Source organism: Schlesneria sphaerica, from assembly GCF_044336245.1.
In the GTDB taxonomy this organism is placed as follows: domain Bacteria; phylum Planctomycetota; class Planctomycetia; order Planctomycetales; family Planctomycetaceae; genus Schlesneria; species Schlesneria sphaerica.
The window spans coordinates 6718926-6734778 of record NZ_CP172346.1 but is presented as its reverse complement, the minus strand read 5'-3'; the positions used below and the strand labels follow the sequence as shown (position 1 = coordinate 6734778).

Genomic DNA, 15853 nt, shown 5'->3' with positions numbered 1-15853 from the left:
CGAAGCGATGTCGGGACCACACCGCGACATCGCTCGTATTTTTCGTCCAGGATTCAATTGTGCGTGGCGTTGTAGGACTGTTTTCGGAATGCAGTGCTTGCTCGACCCTGGATTCGGACGATGACAAGACACGTCAGTTCGGGGACCTCGGCTCGGCCACAACTCCTGTTGTTGCATGGCAACCCAGACGTCCAAATCGCCGTATGGGCCACCCCGCCGTCGGGTCCACCGGATACATGACTTGGCCACCCGACGACGATCAGTGTCTCGTGAAATTACGCGTGATTACCGTTCGCTGGATTCCAGGTACGAGAACAGATCGCGAAGCTGCTGAGGCGAGAACTTCTTGTAAAGATCATCGGGCATCAGGGAAACGGGCGATTCGTTGAGTTCTTCAATCTCGCTCAGCGGTATTGTCGTTTTTTCGTTCTTCGCGTTGATGAGCGTCACTCCTGCGTCATCGCGTGCCGCCGCGAGTCCGGTCAGCACACGTCCATCTTTCGTCTGGACAATGAGACTGGCGTACTCCTTCCGAATGACACTGTTGGGATCGACCAAACTGATCAGCATGAAGTCGCGATCCTTGCGATTGGCCGTCGTCAGGTCAGGTCCCAGTCGCGTCCCTTCACCATGCAATTGATGGCATGAAGCGCAGTGCGTCTTGAACAGCGCGTGTCCCGCGCTTCGCTGACCTGCGTCAGCCCTCAGATCATTGCTCAGGCGACGAACTTCGGCCAATTTTTCGCCCGGCGAACTGCCCAGTTGGCCCCAATGCTTTCTCACGAGAGCGTCTAACTCGGGATCATGGAAAAGGGCCACGCGCTGGAGCTGCTCGTGATTAGTCGCCGTGGCAGGGACCTCACCGTGATCCACTGCCGCGAGCCAGATCTTTGCGGATGACTTGCGCCCGAGCAGAACGTCACAGATTTGTCGCTGGAGCGGTACCAGACTGGTTGCCTGGTGGAGACGAATCAATGCGGGGGGAATCCGTCCGTCCTCGAACCGGCCAAGAAACTTCACCACGGCAAGTCGCAGTTGTTCGTCCCCGTCGGCCGCGGCGATGTTCAGCAGTGGTACAATCTGGCCGGGATCAGCGTAAGGAGACAGGACATCCAGCAGAGCGATCCGGCGACTGGTTTCCGTTTGCGGATTCAGGGCTTCGGCATACGCACTCGCCAACGCGTCTTTGGCACCCAGGCTGAGAGACAGATTGAGCAGAGTCAGATCCATAGGCCGCTCGTCGAGGCGTGCAGCAACCAGATGGCGTAGCTCTTGCAGACTTGTTTCGTGAGCGCCGGAAATGGAACTGAGGTTGCCAGCGACTTCGCCTCGCCCCAGAAAAATGGAGCTCCAAAGAGAATCACGGCCCTGTGCAGACGGGGCCGACTTGAGAAGTTGGACAACAGATTCCAGTCCGGCTCCCTCTTCCTCGGCAGCATACCGCCGGATCAGTCGGGGCAGGAGAAACTGGCTCCCCAGCCGAGACTTCCACAAAGTTGGTCGAAGGAACCTTCGCATCACTTCGTTCCGGTCGCTGACGCTGGAGCGTTCGATCGCCCACCACCACATCAAAGGAATCGCCGGGTCATCTCCATCAATGTCACGATTGATATTGGCGTTGATCATGGGCATCCCCTGTGCGGCCGGAAAACGTGCTGCGGACGAGGCGATTTGTCGCCTCACCCGGGCATCGGGTTCCTGCTCGGCAAACTCATCCAGTTGATGAGCCATTTCAGTCGAAATGACACGGGCATCGCCGAGAAATCTCACGGTCCAACTGCGGACAGCGGGATGCGGACTCTTCAGCGTGCGATGAGCCAGCTCTTCAGTGAATTCACCCGTGGCGTGCAGCGTCCACAGTCCCTGCAAAGCGACTGTTTCATCAGGGTCGTCAATCATGTTCAGCAGTTCGGACTTGCCGGCACCGCGCTGAGCCAGTTCCCGTTGCGCCCAGCGGACGTACCACTGGCTTCGATGCTTGAGAAACGCAAGCAGTTCCGTAACGGATAAACGGGAGAAGTCGATGGGGGCTGCGGACCGCGTCTCCCGCGGGGCAACTCGATAAATCCGACCGTTGGATCGATCCCATTCCGCATCAGGATCCGGATGGGCCGTCCGGGCGTCGTGCCAGTCAGAGACATAGATTGCACCGTCCGGTCCCATAGTCACATCGGTCGGAGCAAACCAGGGATCATTCGCAATAATCAACTCACCTCCATGCGCCGTCTGAAATGTGGACCCGCGTGGTTCGATCGTGTGCAAGTAGAGGCCGTGCCCCAGCAGGTCACCTGCGACGTATGTATCGCGGAACTGCTCAGGAAATGAATCTCCCTGATAGACGATTCCTCCGACGGTGACGTGCCCCCCCTGAAAGTTTTTGTGAGGCGCGTGGTCGAAGTATCCATAGGCATGAGGATTATGCAGGGCACCATGTTTCGCGAACGACTTCACCAGATAGGCACCCTGAATCCCATGCAGCAGAACATGCCCCCCGTAGTTCGTGCTGTATAAGAGCTCACCCGTTCGGTCAAAGTCGAGTCCCCAGCTATTGCCGCCCCCCTCACAAAAGAGTTCAAACTCGCGCGTCTTCGGATGGTACCGCCAGACCCCTTGCTGGAATTCGATGCCGCGAATGTTGGCTGTGACGGTGCTTCCCTGGCATCCGTATAACCAGCCGTCCGGTCCCCACGTCAGCGAATTGGCGACACTGTGCGCGTCTTCCATCCCGAATCCCGTCAGCAACACTTCCGGGTCGCCGTCCGGGATATCGTCCCGATTCCTGTCGGGATAAAAGAGGAGATAAGGCACGTTCAGGACGAAGACGCCGCCGTGTCCAAATGCCAGGCCTGTCGCTAGATTGAGCCCGCTGACAAAATCATGACCCTGATCCATTCGGCCATCGCCGTCGGAATCAGAAAGGATCGTGATGCGATCGGCTCCTCGCGGACCGTGTGGAGGTGGTTCGGGAACCCGGTCGTAACGCGTACGGGAATACCGATCGACTTCGACGCGCTTTAATCCTTCCGGGTTGGGGTACTGAAGGTATTGGATGACCCAAAGTCGACCTCGGTCATCGAACTCGATGCAGACCGGTTGGCGAACGAGTGGCTCCGAAGCCACAACTTGAACTTCGAAAGGGGCCGGGACCGTCATTCGCTTCACGGCTTCATCGGGACTAAGTCCCTGAGCGAAGATCATGGATGACGCAACTGAAAACCAGCTGCTGACGACCGCCACAACGAAGACTCTTGGCATCTGCGGATCACCCTGATGTTGTACGGATTGTCCGGGGGCTCATCACCTGTTTACGCGTCTGTTGTTCGAACGTGCCGGAGAATCCTGGCCGTTACGAACTTCGAGCAATTGTCATGTGACGGGCCTTGGAACACCATAACCGAGTGGCAGACGACATCGCCAGTCAGCCCCCGACGCAGATCAGCCGCGTCACCCCCTCACGCTGCTGCGGGGTTCATCCCAAGGTCACGCTGATGCTGATACTTCACCACTGTGATACTACCACAGTGATACTTCGCCACGGTTGCAGCGTGAGGCTCAAAGTCGCAGGTGGCTCTGCTGAGATCCGCTTTCGTCAGAGATGATTCGGCGCCACCCACGCCCTCTGAATCACACCAGTAACAACAAAAAACTGCTTGATCCGACTGGACCAAGCAGTTCCCGCGATTCCCTGTATCTGTGTCAAAATCGGCTGTCGATGGTTATTGCCGCTTGAAGCCGTACTCGCTGTTGTTGTGGTCGAAATCGAGAGCGACCAGATTCGAGCGGAACTTGATATTGGCGAAGCTGTAGTATTCCAGCAGAGTCGCCGAGTCATACTCATCCGGATTAGCAGGGACCTGACCGTCCAGCCAGCCATAGTTCTTCGTGTAAACGGGCAGGGACCATCCTTTATCGATATACGTGATCGATTTGCGATAGTGTTCGCACGCCTGTCGATCCCGGTATTCGATCAGGTAGACGTGACAGGGACGGCCATCGAATTCCTCATCGGGCAGCTTTTCGAATCGGGAATAGTTCTGCTTTTCGAGGTCTTCGCGATGAATTTCGACCATCATCTGAGCGAGACTATATAGTCCCGCCTTCGTAATGGGATGTCGCGACTCGGCCATCGCCATACTCCCGTTTGGTTCCAGCGACACGGTCGGCAGGCGTGCTTTCCATCCTCCTCCATGAGCGGTAATCCGTCCGTCATTCATGCCGTCGACGTAAAGCACTTCACGCCCGACTTCGCCCGTAGACCACTTGAGGTACACGCTGAACGGCTGATGACGAACCTTCATTTCCATTTCCTGCTCGTCGAGCAGTTCGCCGTTCACCAGTTCCTGTTTGACGAACACCGCGGTGTAATGAGGAACCTTCTCCAGAAATTCAATTCCCCGCTCAAGCAACCGAATCTTGCCACTCAGATCGTCGAGGGCAAACTCTTCCCCCTCCCCGGAGGCAGATCCCTCGGCCCCGCCCGCTTGACCTCGCGAGGCGTATCTGGCAGCCGCAATGACGTGCGTCTGTTTCTTCGTGATGCGTCGCGCAATGTCGGCTCCAGCTGGGGTCGGTGAACTCTCCAGATGCAGGAAGACGATCGCGGCGAGTGCAATCATGATCGATACGCTATTCGCCGCTTGGTCACGGCTAAGACATCTGAAGAGACGAATGATTTTCATTGAGCAAGACTCCAGGGACGCAAAACTTGGGGAGGTGTTTTTGCCGTGCGCGACAGCAATTCCATCCATCCCTGGAGGTTCAGTCCGTATGTTGACGGCGCAGCCAGATGGCCCTCGGGCGGCAGCGTTGGGTCTCATGAGGATCGGCAGTTTTTGCGACTCGAGATAATTTCTTGAGTTGAGGCTTGCGCGAAAGAAATATCCCGGGCGGTTTCCCTCAGCTTCCGTATCACTACGACCCGCAAGGTCAGCGTCCGAAAATGTTCTTCCGCTGGCCTCAGCCCTGCGCAGAGAGCGCGCCAGATTGGGAACGCACCGCAACCGTCCGCCGTCCAGTGGCACCTGTCGTTTGACGACAACCGGAATGAAGGATTCCGATCGGGCTTTTTCGTAAGATGAACCCCTCACCGACGGTTGAACCTGCTCACATCCTCACCCCGAGCTTGAAGGACGCAAAATGCGTGCTGGCCTTCTGATCTTAGCGCTCTGTGTGCCATTGATTCTCGCGCGCCAACAGATTCGGGCAGAGGATCGCGCCGGCAGAATGCCAGACAGAGTGCCCGTCGAAGCGCAGCCATTGAGCGAAAATATTCGCCGGATAAATACGGCACTCAACATGGTCGGGCATCCCCTCCCGGAACCCACCGTGCAATCGCTGGAACTGGGGATCGAGAAGGGAGACGCTGACCAGCTTCAGGCGGACCTGGATGCCGCGGTCCTGCTGGTCGTCACGATCAATCCCGAAGAACGCGTTCGGGTCCGTCGGGGTCCCGCACCGGCCACTCTCCAGCAATATGGCTTCACCCCGGTACTTGTGAAAGTCCTCAATGCCAGTACCGCGACCCGACGACTTCGCATCGTCAGTCCGCAGGCAGGGGCCGTTTACTCGGGCGTAACAAAGCTCAGCATGCAGCGGCAGCAATCCCTTGAGCTAATCGAAAACGAAAACTCAAATCGCGACCGAGGACGATTCCTGGCGCTGGAGATGTATGAGCAGCCCCCTATGACTGACCGGCTGAGCGGTCTGGAAGTTGAATACGCCGTGGCATTGATCCTGAGTACCGAGGCGGGCAAGCGAGAAGCGACGCTCGGCTTCGATCTGGGTCAGGGTGAACAGGACCTGGGCTTTCGGGGAGAAGTTCCCGTGCTATTCACAGTTCGTCCCGCCATTCCCGTCCGACTCTCCATTCTGGATGAAACGGGAAGGCCAACCACGGCATCACTGCTGATTCGTGATGAGCAGGGACGTGTCTATCCGCCTCAAGCAAAGCGACTCGCTCCCGACTTCTTCTTTCAGCCACAAATCTACCGGGCGGACGGCGAATCGGTGCATCTCCCCCCCGGTCGATTCCGGGTCCAGTCGGGCCGAGGCCCGGAATATTGGACCCTTGAGCAGAAACTGACGGTGCCCGATCGCTCCGACAGCGACCGTAAACCTGAGGCAAACGACGCGGATATCAAACTGGAGATTCGTCTGGAACGGTGGGTTAATCCCCAGGCCTTCGGCTTTTACTCAGGCGATCACCATATCCACGCGGCGGGCTGCGCGCACTACACTTCCCCTTCGGAAGGGGTCCTCCCTGAGGACATGTTCCGGCAAGTCAAGGGAGAAGGTCTGAACGTTGGCTGTATCCTCACCTGGGGGCCTTGCTACGGGCATCAGCGACAATTCTTTGGACCCAAGCCTCATGATGTGAGCGAACCGCTCACGATTCTCAAATACGATCTTGAGGTCAGTGGATTTGGCTCGCAGGCGCTGGGACACGTTTGCCTTCTAAACCTCCAGGACCAGACCTATCCGGGTTCCGAGGGAACCATGACGAAGGGCTGGCCAACATGGACTACACCCGTCATGCGTTGGGCAAAAGCGCAAGGAGGAGTGACCGGGTATGCTCACTCGGCCAGCGGACTGGCAATCGATCCTGTCGCTGCGGCAAGACGTGCTCTGCATCGATACGACGGAAATCAGGATGGGATATTGTCGTCGGACGAAGCGACCACCGCACTTCTTCCGGAACCGTGGCAGGAAATTGACAAGAACGGTGACCAGTTACTGGATGAAGACGAACTTCGATGGAGTCACGATCGCGCGGCAGATCGGCTGCCCAATCTGGCGATCCCCGAAATGAATGGCGTCGGCGCCATGGAAATTTGCGTGACCGCAGTCGAAGGGGTCTGTGATTTCATCAGTGCCATGGATACGCAACGCATCCAGGAATGGAATACGTGGTACCACCTGCTGAATTGCGGATTCCCAATCAAAGTCAGTGGCGAAACGGACTTTCCCTGTATGAGTAGCCGCCGGGTAGGGCAGGGGCGAGTCTATGTACAACTCGTCAACCCGGACGGAACACCCCGAACAACGCTTTCGCCCCGTCGACCGCTCGACTTCCCCGAGTGGTGTGAAGGGTTGGCGAAAGGACACTCGTACGTCTCGGACGGGTTTGCACACGCTCTCGATTTTCGCGTCAACGAGGTCCGCCCCGGGCACGATGTGAAACTGACCGAACCTGCGCAGGTCCGTGTTACGGCACGTGTCTGCTTCGCTCCTCAGACGCCTGTTGCGGTCGCACACGGGACCGACAATCCTCCCTCGGGCCGGCGCACGATTGGAGACACCGTCCTCCTGCACGGCCCCCGCCAGGACGCCGTCACGACCGGTGGCGAGCGTGAAGTCGAAATTGTTTCCAACGGTCGCCCCGTGGCAAAACAGACCGTTCCCGCAGATGGCAAAGTGCACGAGCTCGCTTTCGACGTACCACTGACAAAAAGTAGCTGGATCGCGCTGCGGCAGTTTCCTCAGCTCCACACGAACCCGGTGAATGTCCTTATCAACGACCGTCCCATCCGCGCCTCGCGCGACAGTGCAAGGTGGTGCGAACAGACCATCGAACTTCTCTGGAAAAACCGGGAAAAAAATATCGCCGCCGCCGAGCGGGATGTCGCGCGTGAAACGTTCGATCGCGCGAGAGCTCGATTTCGAGAAATCGCGAATGAATCTCGCTGAGCATCATAATGACAGGGTCCGAAAGGATTCCTGTTCCGCGAATGGGTACTTAAGATGCGGAAGAATCTCGCTCTCTCTCCCGGCCGTGGCCTATTTCCAACAGGGGCGATTCAGTTCAACAGAGCGAGCTGACGATCGTTACTCAACATGACGGAATCAGCCCTCACACAGTTGCAACAGGTTTGTCAGTTTCGGCACATCAAGTGCGCATGCCTTACCGCCAATGACCACCCTATGAAGAAGACAACATGAATAAGATCCTTGTCCTGTTCGATTCCCGTTCCGGCCATACGTCCAGGATGGCAACGCTCGTTGCGGAAGGGGCTGGCAGTATCTCCGACACCGAAGTTCGGTTGCGAAGTGTGGATGAAGCCACTGCCGACGATGTGATCTGGTGCGATGGACTTGCCGTCGGAAGTCCCACGAACATGGGATTACTCAGTTGGAAAATGAAACGGTTCTGGGACGAAGTCATGATTCCCCAGTGGGCCAAAGTCGATGGCAAAATTGCCTGCGCCTTCAGCTCATCGGGAGGATGGGGAGGTGGATCGGAAATGGCCTGCCAGAGCCTTCTGACCGTGCTGATGAACTTCGGGTTTCTGGTGTTCGGCGTAACCGACTACGTCAGCGGTGATCTAACACTTCACTATGGTGCCGTCGCCGCCAAGGAACCCCGCGACGAAGACACTGAAGCGGCATGCCGGAAGTTGGGCAGGCGTCTGGCTGAGTGGACCGCCGTCTATGCACATGGTCGAACTGACGAACACCCGCTGAACAAGAGTGCCGAACGGTATCTGCCTTAATGCTCTCTCGTGACGGTTTTGATTCGATCGTACGAGAAGCCAGCAGCAGTGCCGCAGTGTGCGAGTGAACTCTTTCGCCCTGACATCGCTGGCGTGATTCTCACGCCAGCGATGTCACACGGAAAAGGGAAGTAGGCGATTTCAGCTAAACTGGAGCTGCAGGGCCAGTTCCTTAACGCGGGTCATGGGGAGATCGTCGGTTTCGATCGCGCGGCTGGAACTGATGAAGACAGGGGCTTCGCTCGTCTCGTGACCGGGTGTCGGAAGTCGACCGTGGCTTCCTTTGACGAGAGTGGCATCCAATCCGATGACATCCATGTAGTAGCGAAATCCGAGCAACTTTCGCGCAAGCCGACAGGCGATCCGCAGCTTGGGGAAAGCAATTTTCGGATCGATAAACAGTTCCACCGGGTCGTAGCCGGGCTTTCGGTGGATGTCGATCGTCCGTGCATAGTCCGGTGCGAGACGATCATCTTCCCAGAAGTAATAGGTGAACCAGGCGTTTTTGTCAGCGACCACAACCAGTTCGCCAGATCTCTCGTGATCGATGCCGAATTGGCGTTGCTCTGCGCGGTCCAGAACAAGATCAACTCCCTCCGTCTGGCTCAGCAGCAGTTTGATCGCCTTGATATCGTCCGGCCGCTGCACGTAAACATGAGCAATCTGATGATCGGCTAACGCAAAAGCGCGAGACGCCCCGCAGTCGAGCGTCTCCCAGCCCAGCGCCTCACGCCGGGTCGCCACGTAGCCGTGTCTTCTCAGGATTCGGTTAATATGAACCGGTCGTGATACTTCCGTGATGGCGTACTCGGATAATGCGATCACATCCGCCCCCATCTCCTGAGCTGCGGCGATGCACTTGCCTGCTTCGGCGTCGACAAGGCGGATGTCCTCGGCGATGCGAGGATCGTGCGGCCCCAGCCGCTGCAAACCGTAATCCAGATGGGGAAGATAGATCAGTGTCAGGCTGGGCCGGTGACGCTTCATCACTTCGACCGATGCATCGGCGATCCAGCGGGAGCTTGTAATATCCGCCGCAGGGCCCCAGAAGCGGGGAAGTGGAAAGACACCGAGCCGGGCCTGAAGTTCGTCTTTCAAACCCGCCGGCTGGCTGTACGAGTCAAAAACTTTCCGTCCGTCAGCGGGATAGCTGGGTCGTGGAGTCATCGACCATTCGACATCGGCATACATGTTATACCACCAGAACATTTTCGCGGTGGTGTAACTCGAATCCCGCTTTTTCCCTTCGTCGTAAATCCGACTGCCATGCACCAGCCTGTTCGACTGGCGCCACAACCAGACTTCGGCCAGATCACGGAAGTACCAGCCGTTCGCAACGATGCCATGCTCTCGAGGCAGGGCCCCGGTCAAAATTGTCGATTGCGCCGAGCAGGTGACTGCCGGCAGCACGGTCCCCATGGGACGAGCAAATCCTTCACTGGCAAGTCTCGACAGATGAGGAGTATTCGGCCCCAGCATTTCGTGGGTCAGGCCAACGACATTCAGAATCAACAGTGGTTTAGGCATGCGTGAGGGCTGGTACTTTGAGGTTGCAGGGTACGGTTCACTGGCAGGGTTCAGTGACACTGATCGCACCGATGCCGGATCGAGGCGTTGCGCCCGGCATTCGGTGTCCGGAATCCAAAATTGATCGGCCGCGCAACGGGCTGTACAAAGGACGAACCAAGGGCCGGATCGAGTTCAGGACACCGACCCTGGTTCCGCCATGAGACGACGACGCGGGTATATCTGCAGTCGTCCCCGCAGCCCGATTGAAATACGCGGCCCCTTCGCTGCCAACTTCGGCTCAGTCAACCTGGTATTTCCCGGTCAGACGATACTTCGGATGCTTCTCGAGATAAGCGGCGACTCGGTCCGACCGGCCGATGGCCACCGGCAGGAAGTCGAGCGCCTGCTGCAGTCGCTCATCCGGTTCAGCACAACTGAATCGTAAGAAGCCACCTCCCGCATCGCCGAAACATTCCCCACCCAGACAGGCGACTCCAAATTTGTCGTCGGCCCCTTCCAGCAGATAGAGCGCCAGACCGTGACTTGTGATACCGAGCTTATTGCAGACCGGAGCAACGTTTGGAAATACATAGAACGTGGCAGCGGGGTCCAGCGACCGAAAGCCTTCCAGACGGTTGAGTCCGTTCGTAAGGAGTTCAACCTTCTTGCGGAACTTCTGCATCACGACGTCACGCTCGGCAGTATCCCGTTCCAGCGCGGCCTTGCCCGCCAGTTGCACCAGCGGGGGCGTACACGAGAGAGTGGTATTGATCATCTTCCCGATCGCATCCGAAACCTCGGCCGACGCGACAGAGAATCCGAGCCGCCAGCCACTCATGCTGTAGCTTTTACTGAACGTGTACGCGGCCACTGATCGTTCCAGCATGCCCGGTTCGGACAGCAGTGACTCATGCGTCCCCTTCCAGACCATGTGGCAGTAGGGCTCATCGCTGAAGACGGCGATGTTCGTTCCGCGAAGCAGGTCAGCAACGTCCCGCAGATCCTGACGCGTCATCACGCCGCCGGTCGGGTTGTGTGGAGAGTTGAAGAAGATCGCTTTGGGCGAGGGATCCGTCTTGAGAAAGTTTTCGATCGCGGTAAGTTCCGGCCGAAAACCATTGGATTGTTTCAGTGGGGCGAGAACAGGTCGCGCATTGCGACGAAGGATATTGGGAAGGTATGTCGGGAAGTAAGGGCTGAAGACCAGTACGCCATCCCCGGGATTCAGGAATGCCTCACAGAAATACTGCTCGAATACTTTCGCCCCGGGAGCGACGACGATATTGGCGGCCTCAGCCGGAATCCCGAATTCGTGTTTCACGAACCGGGCGGCCGCTTCGCGGAATTCAGGCAAACCCGGTGACGGACAATAGTGAGACTTGTTTTGCTGGATCGCTTCGACACCCGACGACTTTGCGGATGCCGTGCTATCGAAGGGGCTGTCACCGATTTCCAGCTCGACGACATCCTTCCCCGCGGCCTTCAGCGACTTGGCAACTGCCAGCACATTGAACGCGGTTTCGACAGAAAGCGATTTAGCAAACTCACTCAGCTGGACCGTCATAGAGGATTTCCTATTTCGTCGAAATGGCCTGTTGTAGGGGACGAAGCACTTGATCGATCACGTATTTCTCGAGCAGTGACTCGCACTGCGTCCGGAGTTCGCCGAGCGTCCCTTCGTAAGAGCTGTCGGATTCGAGACTGCCGTACTGACGCACGGTAAAGAATACACTGATGTGTTCTTCCGGAAAATCGCCCCGACGCACCTGATACGCATTCGTACGGGTTTCGATCATGAGCCGTGCCTGTCGTCGGCACGTTTCTTCCAGCGCAATCGTCATCATCGGTTCAAAGTTCAGAACCTGACGACCGGGAATCTCGAGTAGTCCGTCCAGTGCCGAGCTGACTCCCAGCGCTTCGGCGACCAGTTCGTCGTGGTTTCCCCGGTAGTTAAAGTCGAAGCCCATCATGTAGTCGAGAGCTTCGCAATCGAGCGAACTGACTGAGAGCATGTAGGGAACAAGTTGCAGTACCAGTTTATGCTGTTCAACTGCGTCTTCGACGTCATCGGGATTGATGTAGCCGCTGCAGATTCGTCGCGGTTCCAGCGTGCACCAGCGCTGATGTCCCTGATCTTTGTCCTCTTCAAGGACGTGGTCCCCATTCTCGCGGGTGTAGAAATTCCGCATCGTAGGGTATTGCTTACGAACCCGCTCGAAGAAACTGAGGGTCGTTTCACGCCCTGCGGGTAGTGCCATCTCCGTATTGAGAGTCATGTTGACGTAGAAGTCGTCGGCGAGGGTAGAATACGAAGACATCAAATTTGTTCCTCAAATGATCTAACGTGCCGGAACCGGGGTGAGATCGAGAAACAATCCCCCCTCGGACAGCACCCTGCCTGAATTTCGCAGCAGACCGTGTCCTTCGCAGAAGCTCGTAACAGGTTACAACGCGCAGGCAGCCGCATTGTAGGGGTCGGCGGAACAGGGGTCAAAGAGTCAGCCCTCTCATCCAAGATCGTCGACTCACGGCGTTCTGATGCCCACTGACCTTACGCAAGGTCATGCAGTCGTCTGATCCGGCCCCGCACGAATGCCTTGTCGCTCAAAAAATACGACCAAAACGAGTTGTTGAACCGGGGCCCCGTCTGTTGAAATAGTGTTTGTGCATTTCACAATTTCCCTGTGCAGGCAAGCCGGGCTCGCGGAACGACACGTAGAACGTCGACACGCGCGGGCTCGCGGAGTTTCCTCAGTGAAGAATTCAGCCCGTCCGTCGTCCTCGCTTGAGCGGGAATCGGCCGCAGCGGAAAATCCCGCACCGCTCCTGCTTTCAGCCTTCACCACTCCGTTGGGCTGGATCGGCCTGCTCGGCCAGAGGAACAAACTGATTGGTATTTTCGCTGGCTACGGGTCGGAGACAGCGATCCGGAATCAGGCAAAGTCGCGATCGGGGGGGGCGTGCCTTTACGATGACTGGAGCCCCGAACTGCGCGAACTGTTTACCGCCTATGCCGACGGCGACGTTGTCGACTTTTCCGGGGTCGAGATTGAATTGCCAAAGCTGACCAGGTTCCGACGAAATATCGTTGACGCCACACGCCGACTCGGTCACGGGCAGACCGCCTCGTATGGAGAGTTGGCCACAATGGCTGGACATCCCGGTGCTGCCCGAGCTGTGGGAACTGTCATGTCGACCAACCAGTTTCCGATTCTGATTCCGTGCCACCGTGTCCTGGCTGCAGGAGGAAAGCTGGGAGGTTACACGTCACCCGCAGGAACAAAGTTCAAACTGCGATTACTGGAAATGGAAGCGCGCTCCGTCGGTCGCACCTTCAATCTGGCGGAACTTCGGTAAGCAGAGCGTGAACCGTCGTCTCACCCCCGAAGATGCGATCAGCCACAGTCGCGATCAATTTCGCTTTCTAGGCAAACGGTTCAACGCAGCACAGGCGAAGCCTGACACATGCGACGTGCCAACATGGGTTACGTGAATCGGGAACGTTGAGAGCCGCAGAACGGGAGTCACATCCTCACATCTCTCAAGGGACCATCGGCCAAACTTGACAGCAACAGTTCAAAGCGGCCCAATGGACTGCCGAGTCGTCTGCTGGATTCTCCTCTGACCATCGCACTGCGAAAGCTACTGATGAAGTTGCCTCAACTGTTTTTCAACCTCACGGCCGTCGCCACGACGGTTTTCGTGATCACGATCCTCGCCATGGTGGCGATGCTGCTGGGGAATCCTGAAGCTCCCGTGAACGTCTGGTTCAACCGACATGGGGCGACCGTAATGACGGTCGAGGTGATCTCCATCGGGGTACTGGGTGTCCTGGCGATTCTGCTGGACCGTCGCGAAATTCAGAGAGAACTGCAGGAACGAAAGAACCCTCCCAAGTCCTAAGACTCAGGAGGGCTCAAAATCCGTCACATCAGCGAATCGCTAACCGATCGTAAGCCGATCAGCTGGCGACGGCGAAGGCTTCTTCGCTCTCTTCCACATTGGTGTCCCCTTCGACATCAACTGGGACCAATGCTTCATCGCCGGTGGTGTCAACAAATCCACGCAGGTGATTAGCGCGGGTTTCGTGCTGCAGCTTGCGAAGCGCCTTGGACTCGATCTGTCGAATGCGTTCGCGCGTCACCTTGAAGATACGGCCGGTTTCTTCGAGGGTGTAGCTGTAACCATCGCCAAGGCCATACCGCAACTTGATGATTTCGCGTTCACGGTAGGTCAGGCTGCGGAGCACCACTTCAATCTTGTCCCGCAGCATTTCCTGCATGGCCGATTCAGCGGGGTTCGTTTCGTTGTCGTCCTGCAGGAAGTCACCGAATGAGCCATCTTCGCTTTCACCCACAGGCGTATCGAGACTGACGGGATGCTTCCACGTCTTCATGATTCGTTCTGTTTCTTCCAGCGACATGCCGACGGCTTCGGCGAGTTCTTCCATGCTGGGATCGCGACCCGTTTCCTGTCGAATCTGTTCGCTCTTGGCCTTGAGCTGCGAAATGCACTGGAACATGTGAACGGGAATACGAATCGTTCGTGCATGATCGGCGACGGCACGGGTGATCGCCTGACGAATCCACCAGGTGGCATAAGTCGAGAACTTGTAGCCACGGCGATATTCGTACTTTTCGACACCGCGCATGAGGCCAGCGTTTCCTTCCTGAATCAGGTCGAGGAAGCTCAAGCCGCGGTTGCGGTACTTCTTGGCGATCGAGACGACCAGTCGCAGGTTTCCACCTGACAACTGCTGCTTGCCACGTGTCCACGCGTCAAACTTGGCCATAATGCGTCGCATCCGATCGCAGAATTCGGCCGGGGTCTCAAGCACCAGTTCGGTAAGGTCGTGAAGTTCGCGACGAAGGATCTCTGCTTCGTTGGCGGCAGCCACCGTGCGGCGTTCCGACAGCTTCTGAATCTGGCCCTGCAGTTCCTGCATCCGCTTGGCGATCTGCTCCATTCGGCGCATGATCGGCTGGATGCGCTGGGTGCGGACGCTCAGCTCTTCGCACAGCCAGGCGAGCTTGCGTCGGCGCGTTTTGATTCGTTCTTTGATCGCGTTGAGTTCAGGCTTCGTCTTGGCAGCCTTGCTGGCTTCCCAGTCAACTTTGTTCTCTTCCAGCAATCGCTTGATGGTCGGCACGTTGACGGGGATTCGTCCCTGGATCTGCTCTTTGCGCAGGTTTTCCGTTTCGCTCGTGCGGAGTGTACGTTCAAAGGGAAGCTCGTTTCGGCAGACCTTCTCGATGGTCTCAACGACGAGTCCGATGGCGAAGTCGGATTCAGCGATCTTGCGACGGAACCATTTGCGTGCGACTTCGATCTGCTTGGCGAGGAAAATTTCCTTCTCGCGGGACAGCAGGGGGATATGCCCCATCTGGCTGAGATACATCCGGATGGGATCGCGCGACGAGGAGGGCGTCTCGGGTTCCATCATAGATTCGGGGATCGCTTCGTACTTGGGCTGATCCCGTGGATCCGGCTCATCAATGATATCCAGGCCCAGGTCTTCCAGAGCAATGATCAGTTCGGGGACCATATTGGGATCCCCCCCTTCGTCAGGGAGGTACTTATCGACCAACTGGTACGTGGCGTACCCTTTCTCGCGGCAGGCGTCTAACAACTTGGCAAATTCCGGGCTAAGACAATGCATTGGGTCAAACCTCCTGTGATTCGTTCACGTCCCTGTGATTGTAGCCTGTGCGGACAAGCATTTCGTGAAACAAATTTACTTCCTGGGAATTCTCAGCCGGTCCATCAACACTTGACGGACGCTCAGCTATTTTCAAATCTGGCCGAAATCGAAAGGTTCAAGCGACCCTTCAACTTTATATCCTCTCGCAGCGAAC

At 57.1% G+C, this 15853-nt stretch carries 10 protein-coding genes; 4 read left to right on the top strand and 6 right to left on the bottom strand.

All coding sequences use genetic code 11. The features are described from left to right. Positions 1 to 285: 285 nt before the first annotated feature. Positions 286 to 3255: a PVC-type heme-binding CxxCH protein gene (locus ACGY09_RS24195; RefSeq protein WP_397569763.1), complete on the bottom strand. Its 2970-nt coding sequence runs from the start codon at positions 3253 to 3255 to the stop codon at positions 286 to 288. A 461-nt stretch (positions 3256 to 3716) separates the two neighbouring features. Beyond that, positions 3717 to 4679, bottom strand: a complete 963-nt coding sequence (locus ACGY09_RS24190; protein WP_397569762.1) for a DUF1571 domain-containing protein — start codon at positions 4677 to 4679, stop codon at positions 3717 to 3719. Positions 4680 to 5223: 544 nt separating this feature from the next. Here ACGY09_RS24190 and ACGY09_RS24185 point away from each other — a divergent pair. Together ACGY09_RS24185 and ACGY09_RS24180 are read left to right on the top strand one after the other, a co-directional pair. Then, positions 5224 to 7686 (top strand): CehA/McbA family metallohydrolase, encoded by a 2463-nt coding sequence (locus ACGY09_RS24185; protein WP_397569761.1) that lies wholly within the window; start codon positions 5224 to 5226, stop codon positions 7684 to 7686. Between the two features lie 248 nt (positions 7687 to 7934). Next, positions 7935 to 8489: a flavodoxin family protein gene (locus tag ACGY09_RS24180; RefSeq protein WP_397569760.1), complete on the top strand. Its 555-nt coding sequence runs from the start codon at positions 7935 to 7937 to the stop codon at positions 8487 to 8489. A 141-nt stretch (positions 8490 to 8630) separates the two neighbouring features. Here the strand turns inward: ACGY09_RS24180 and ACGY09_RS24175 are convergent, their stop codons facing one another. The 3 genes from ACGY09_RS24175 to ACGY09_RS24165 all read right to left on the bottom strand — a co-directional run bounded on the left by ACGY09_RS24175 (position 8631) and on the right by ACGY09_RS24165 (position 12316). Then, entirely contained in the window at positions 8631 to 10016 is a 1386-nt protein-coding gene (locus tag ACGY09_RS24175; protein WP_397571907.1) for an alkaline phosphatase family protein, read from the bottom strand. Positions 10017 to 10296: 280 nt separating this feature from the next. Beyond that, positions 10297 to 11562, bottom strand: coding sequence for a pyridoxal phosphate-dependent aminotransferase (locus ACGY09_RS24170; RefSeq protein ID WP_397569759.1), 1266 nt, complete (start codon positions 11560 to 11562; stop codon positions 10297 to 10299). A gap of 10 nt (positions 11563 to 11572) precedes the next feature. Next, positions 11573 to 12316, bottom strand: a complete 744-nt coding sequence (locus ACGY09_RS24165; RefSeq protein ID WP_373652412.1) for a hypothetical protein — start codon at positions 12314 to 12316, stop codon at positions 11573 to 11575. A gap of 436 nt (positions 12317 to 12752) precedes the next feature. Here ACGY09_RS24165 and ACGY09_RS24160 point away from each other — a divergent pair, with 436 nt between their 5' ends. Both ACGY09_RS24160 and ACGY09_RS24155 read left to right on the top strand, forming a co-directional pair. Continuing rightward, positions 12753 to 13355 carry a methylated-DNA--[protein]-cysteine S-methyltransferase gene (locus ACGY09_RS24160; protein ID WP_373652413.1) on the top strand — a complete coding sequence of 201 codons (603 nt, stop codon included), beginning with the start codon at positions 12753 to 12755 and terminating at the stop codon, positions 13353 to 13355. Positions 13356 to 13646: 291 nt separating this feature from the next. Next, positions 13647 to 13901: a hypothetical protein gene (locus ACGY09_RS24155; protein WP_373652414.1), complete on the top strand. Its 255-nt coding sequence runs from the start codon at positions 13647 to 13649 to the stop codon at positions 13899 to 13901. Positions 13902 to 13959: 58 nt separating this feature from the next. On the opposite strand, the gene ACGY09_RS24150 is transcribed toward ACGY09_RS24155, so the two are convergent. Further along, a complete protein-coding gene (locus ACGY09_RS24150; protein ID WP_373652415.1) occupies positions 13960 to 15657 on the bottom strand; it encodes a sigma-70 family RNA polymerase sigma factor in 1698 nt (565 codons plus the stop codon). Positions 15658 to 15853: the final 196 nt, after the last annotated feature.

Coding starts and splice junctions, on each gene's coding strand:
- ACGY09_RS24195 (WP_397569763.1), bottom strand. CDS start 3,255: ATGCCAAGAGTCTTCGTTGTGGCGGTCGTCAGCAGCTGGTTTTCAGTT.
- ACGY09_RS24190 (WP_397569762.1), bottom strand. CDS start 4,679: ATGAAAATCATTCGTCTCTTCAGATGTCTTAGCCGTGACCAAGCGGCG.
- ACGY09_RS24185 (WP_397569761.1), top strand. CDS start 5,224: ATGCCAGACAGAGTGCCCGTCGAAGCGCAGCCATTGAGCGAAAATATT.
- ACGY09_RS24180 (WP_397569760.1), top strand. CDS start 7,935: ATGAATAAGATCCTTGTCCTGTTCGATTCCCGTTCCGGCCATACGTCC.
- ACGY09_RS24175 (WP_397571907.1), bottom strand. CDS start 10,016: ATGCCTAAACCACTGTTGATTCTGAATGTCGTTGGCCTGACCCACGAA.
- ACGY09_RS24170 (WP_397569759.1), bottom strand. CDS start 11,562: ATGACGGTCCAGCTGAGTGAGTTTGCTAAATCGCTTTCTGTCGAAACC.
- ACGY09_RS24165 (WP_373652412.1), bottom strand. CDS start 12,316: ATGTCTTCGTATTCTACCCTCGCCGACGACTTCTACGTCAACATGACT.
- ACGY09_RS24155 (WP_373652414.1), top strand. CDS start 13,647: ATGAAGTTGCCTCAACTGTTTTTCAACCTCACGGCCGTCGCCACGACG.
- ACGY09_RS24150 (WP_373652415.1), bottom strand. CDS start 15,657: ATGCATTGTCTTAGCCCGGAATTTGCCAAGTTGTTAGACGCCTGCCGC.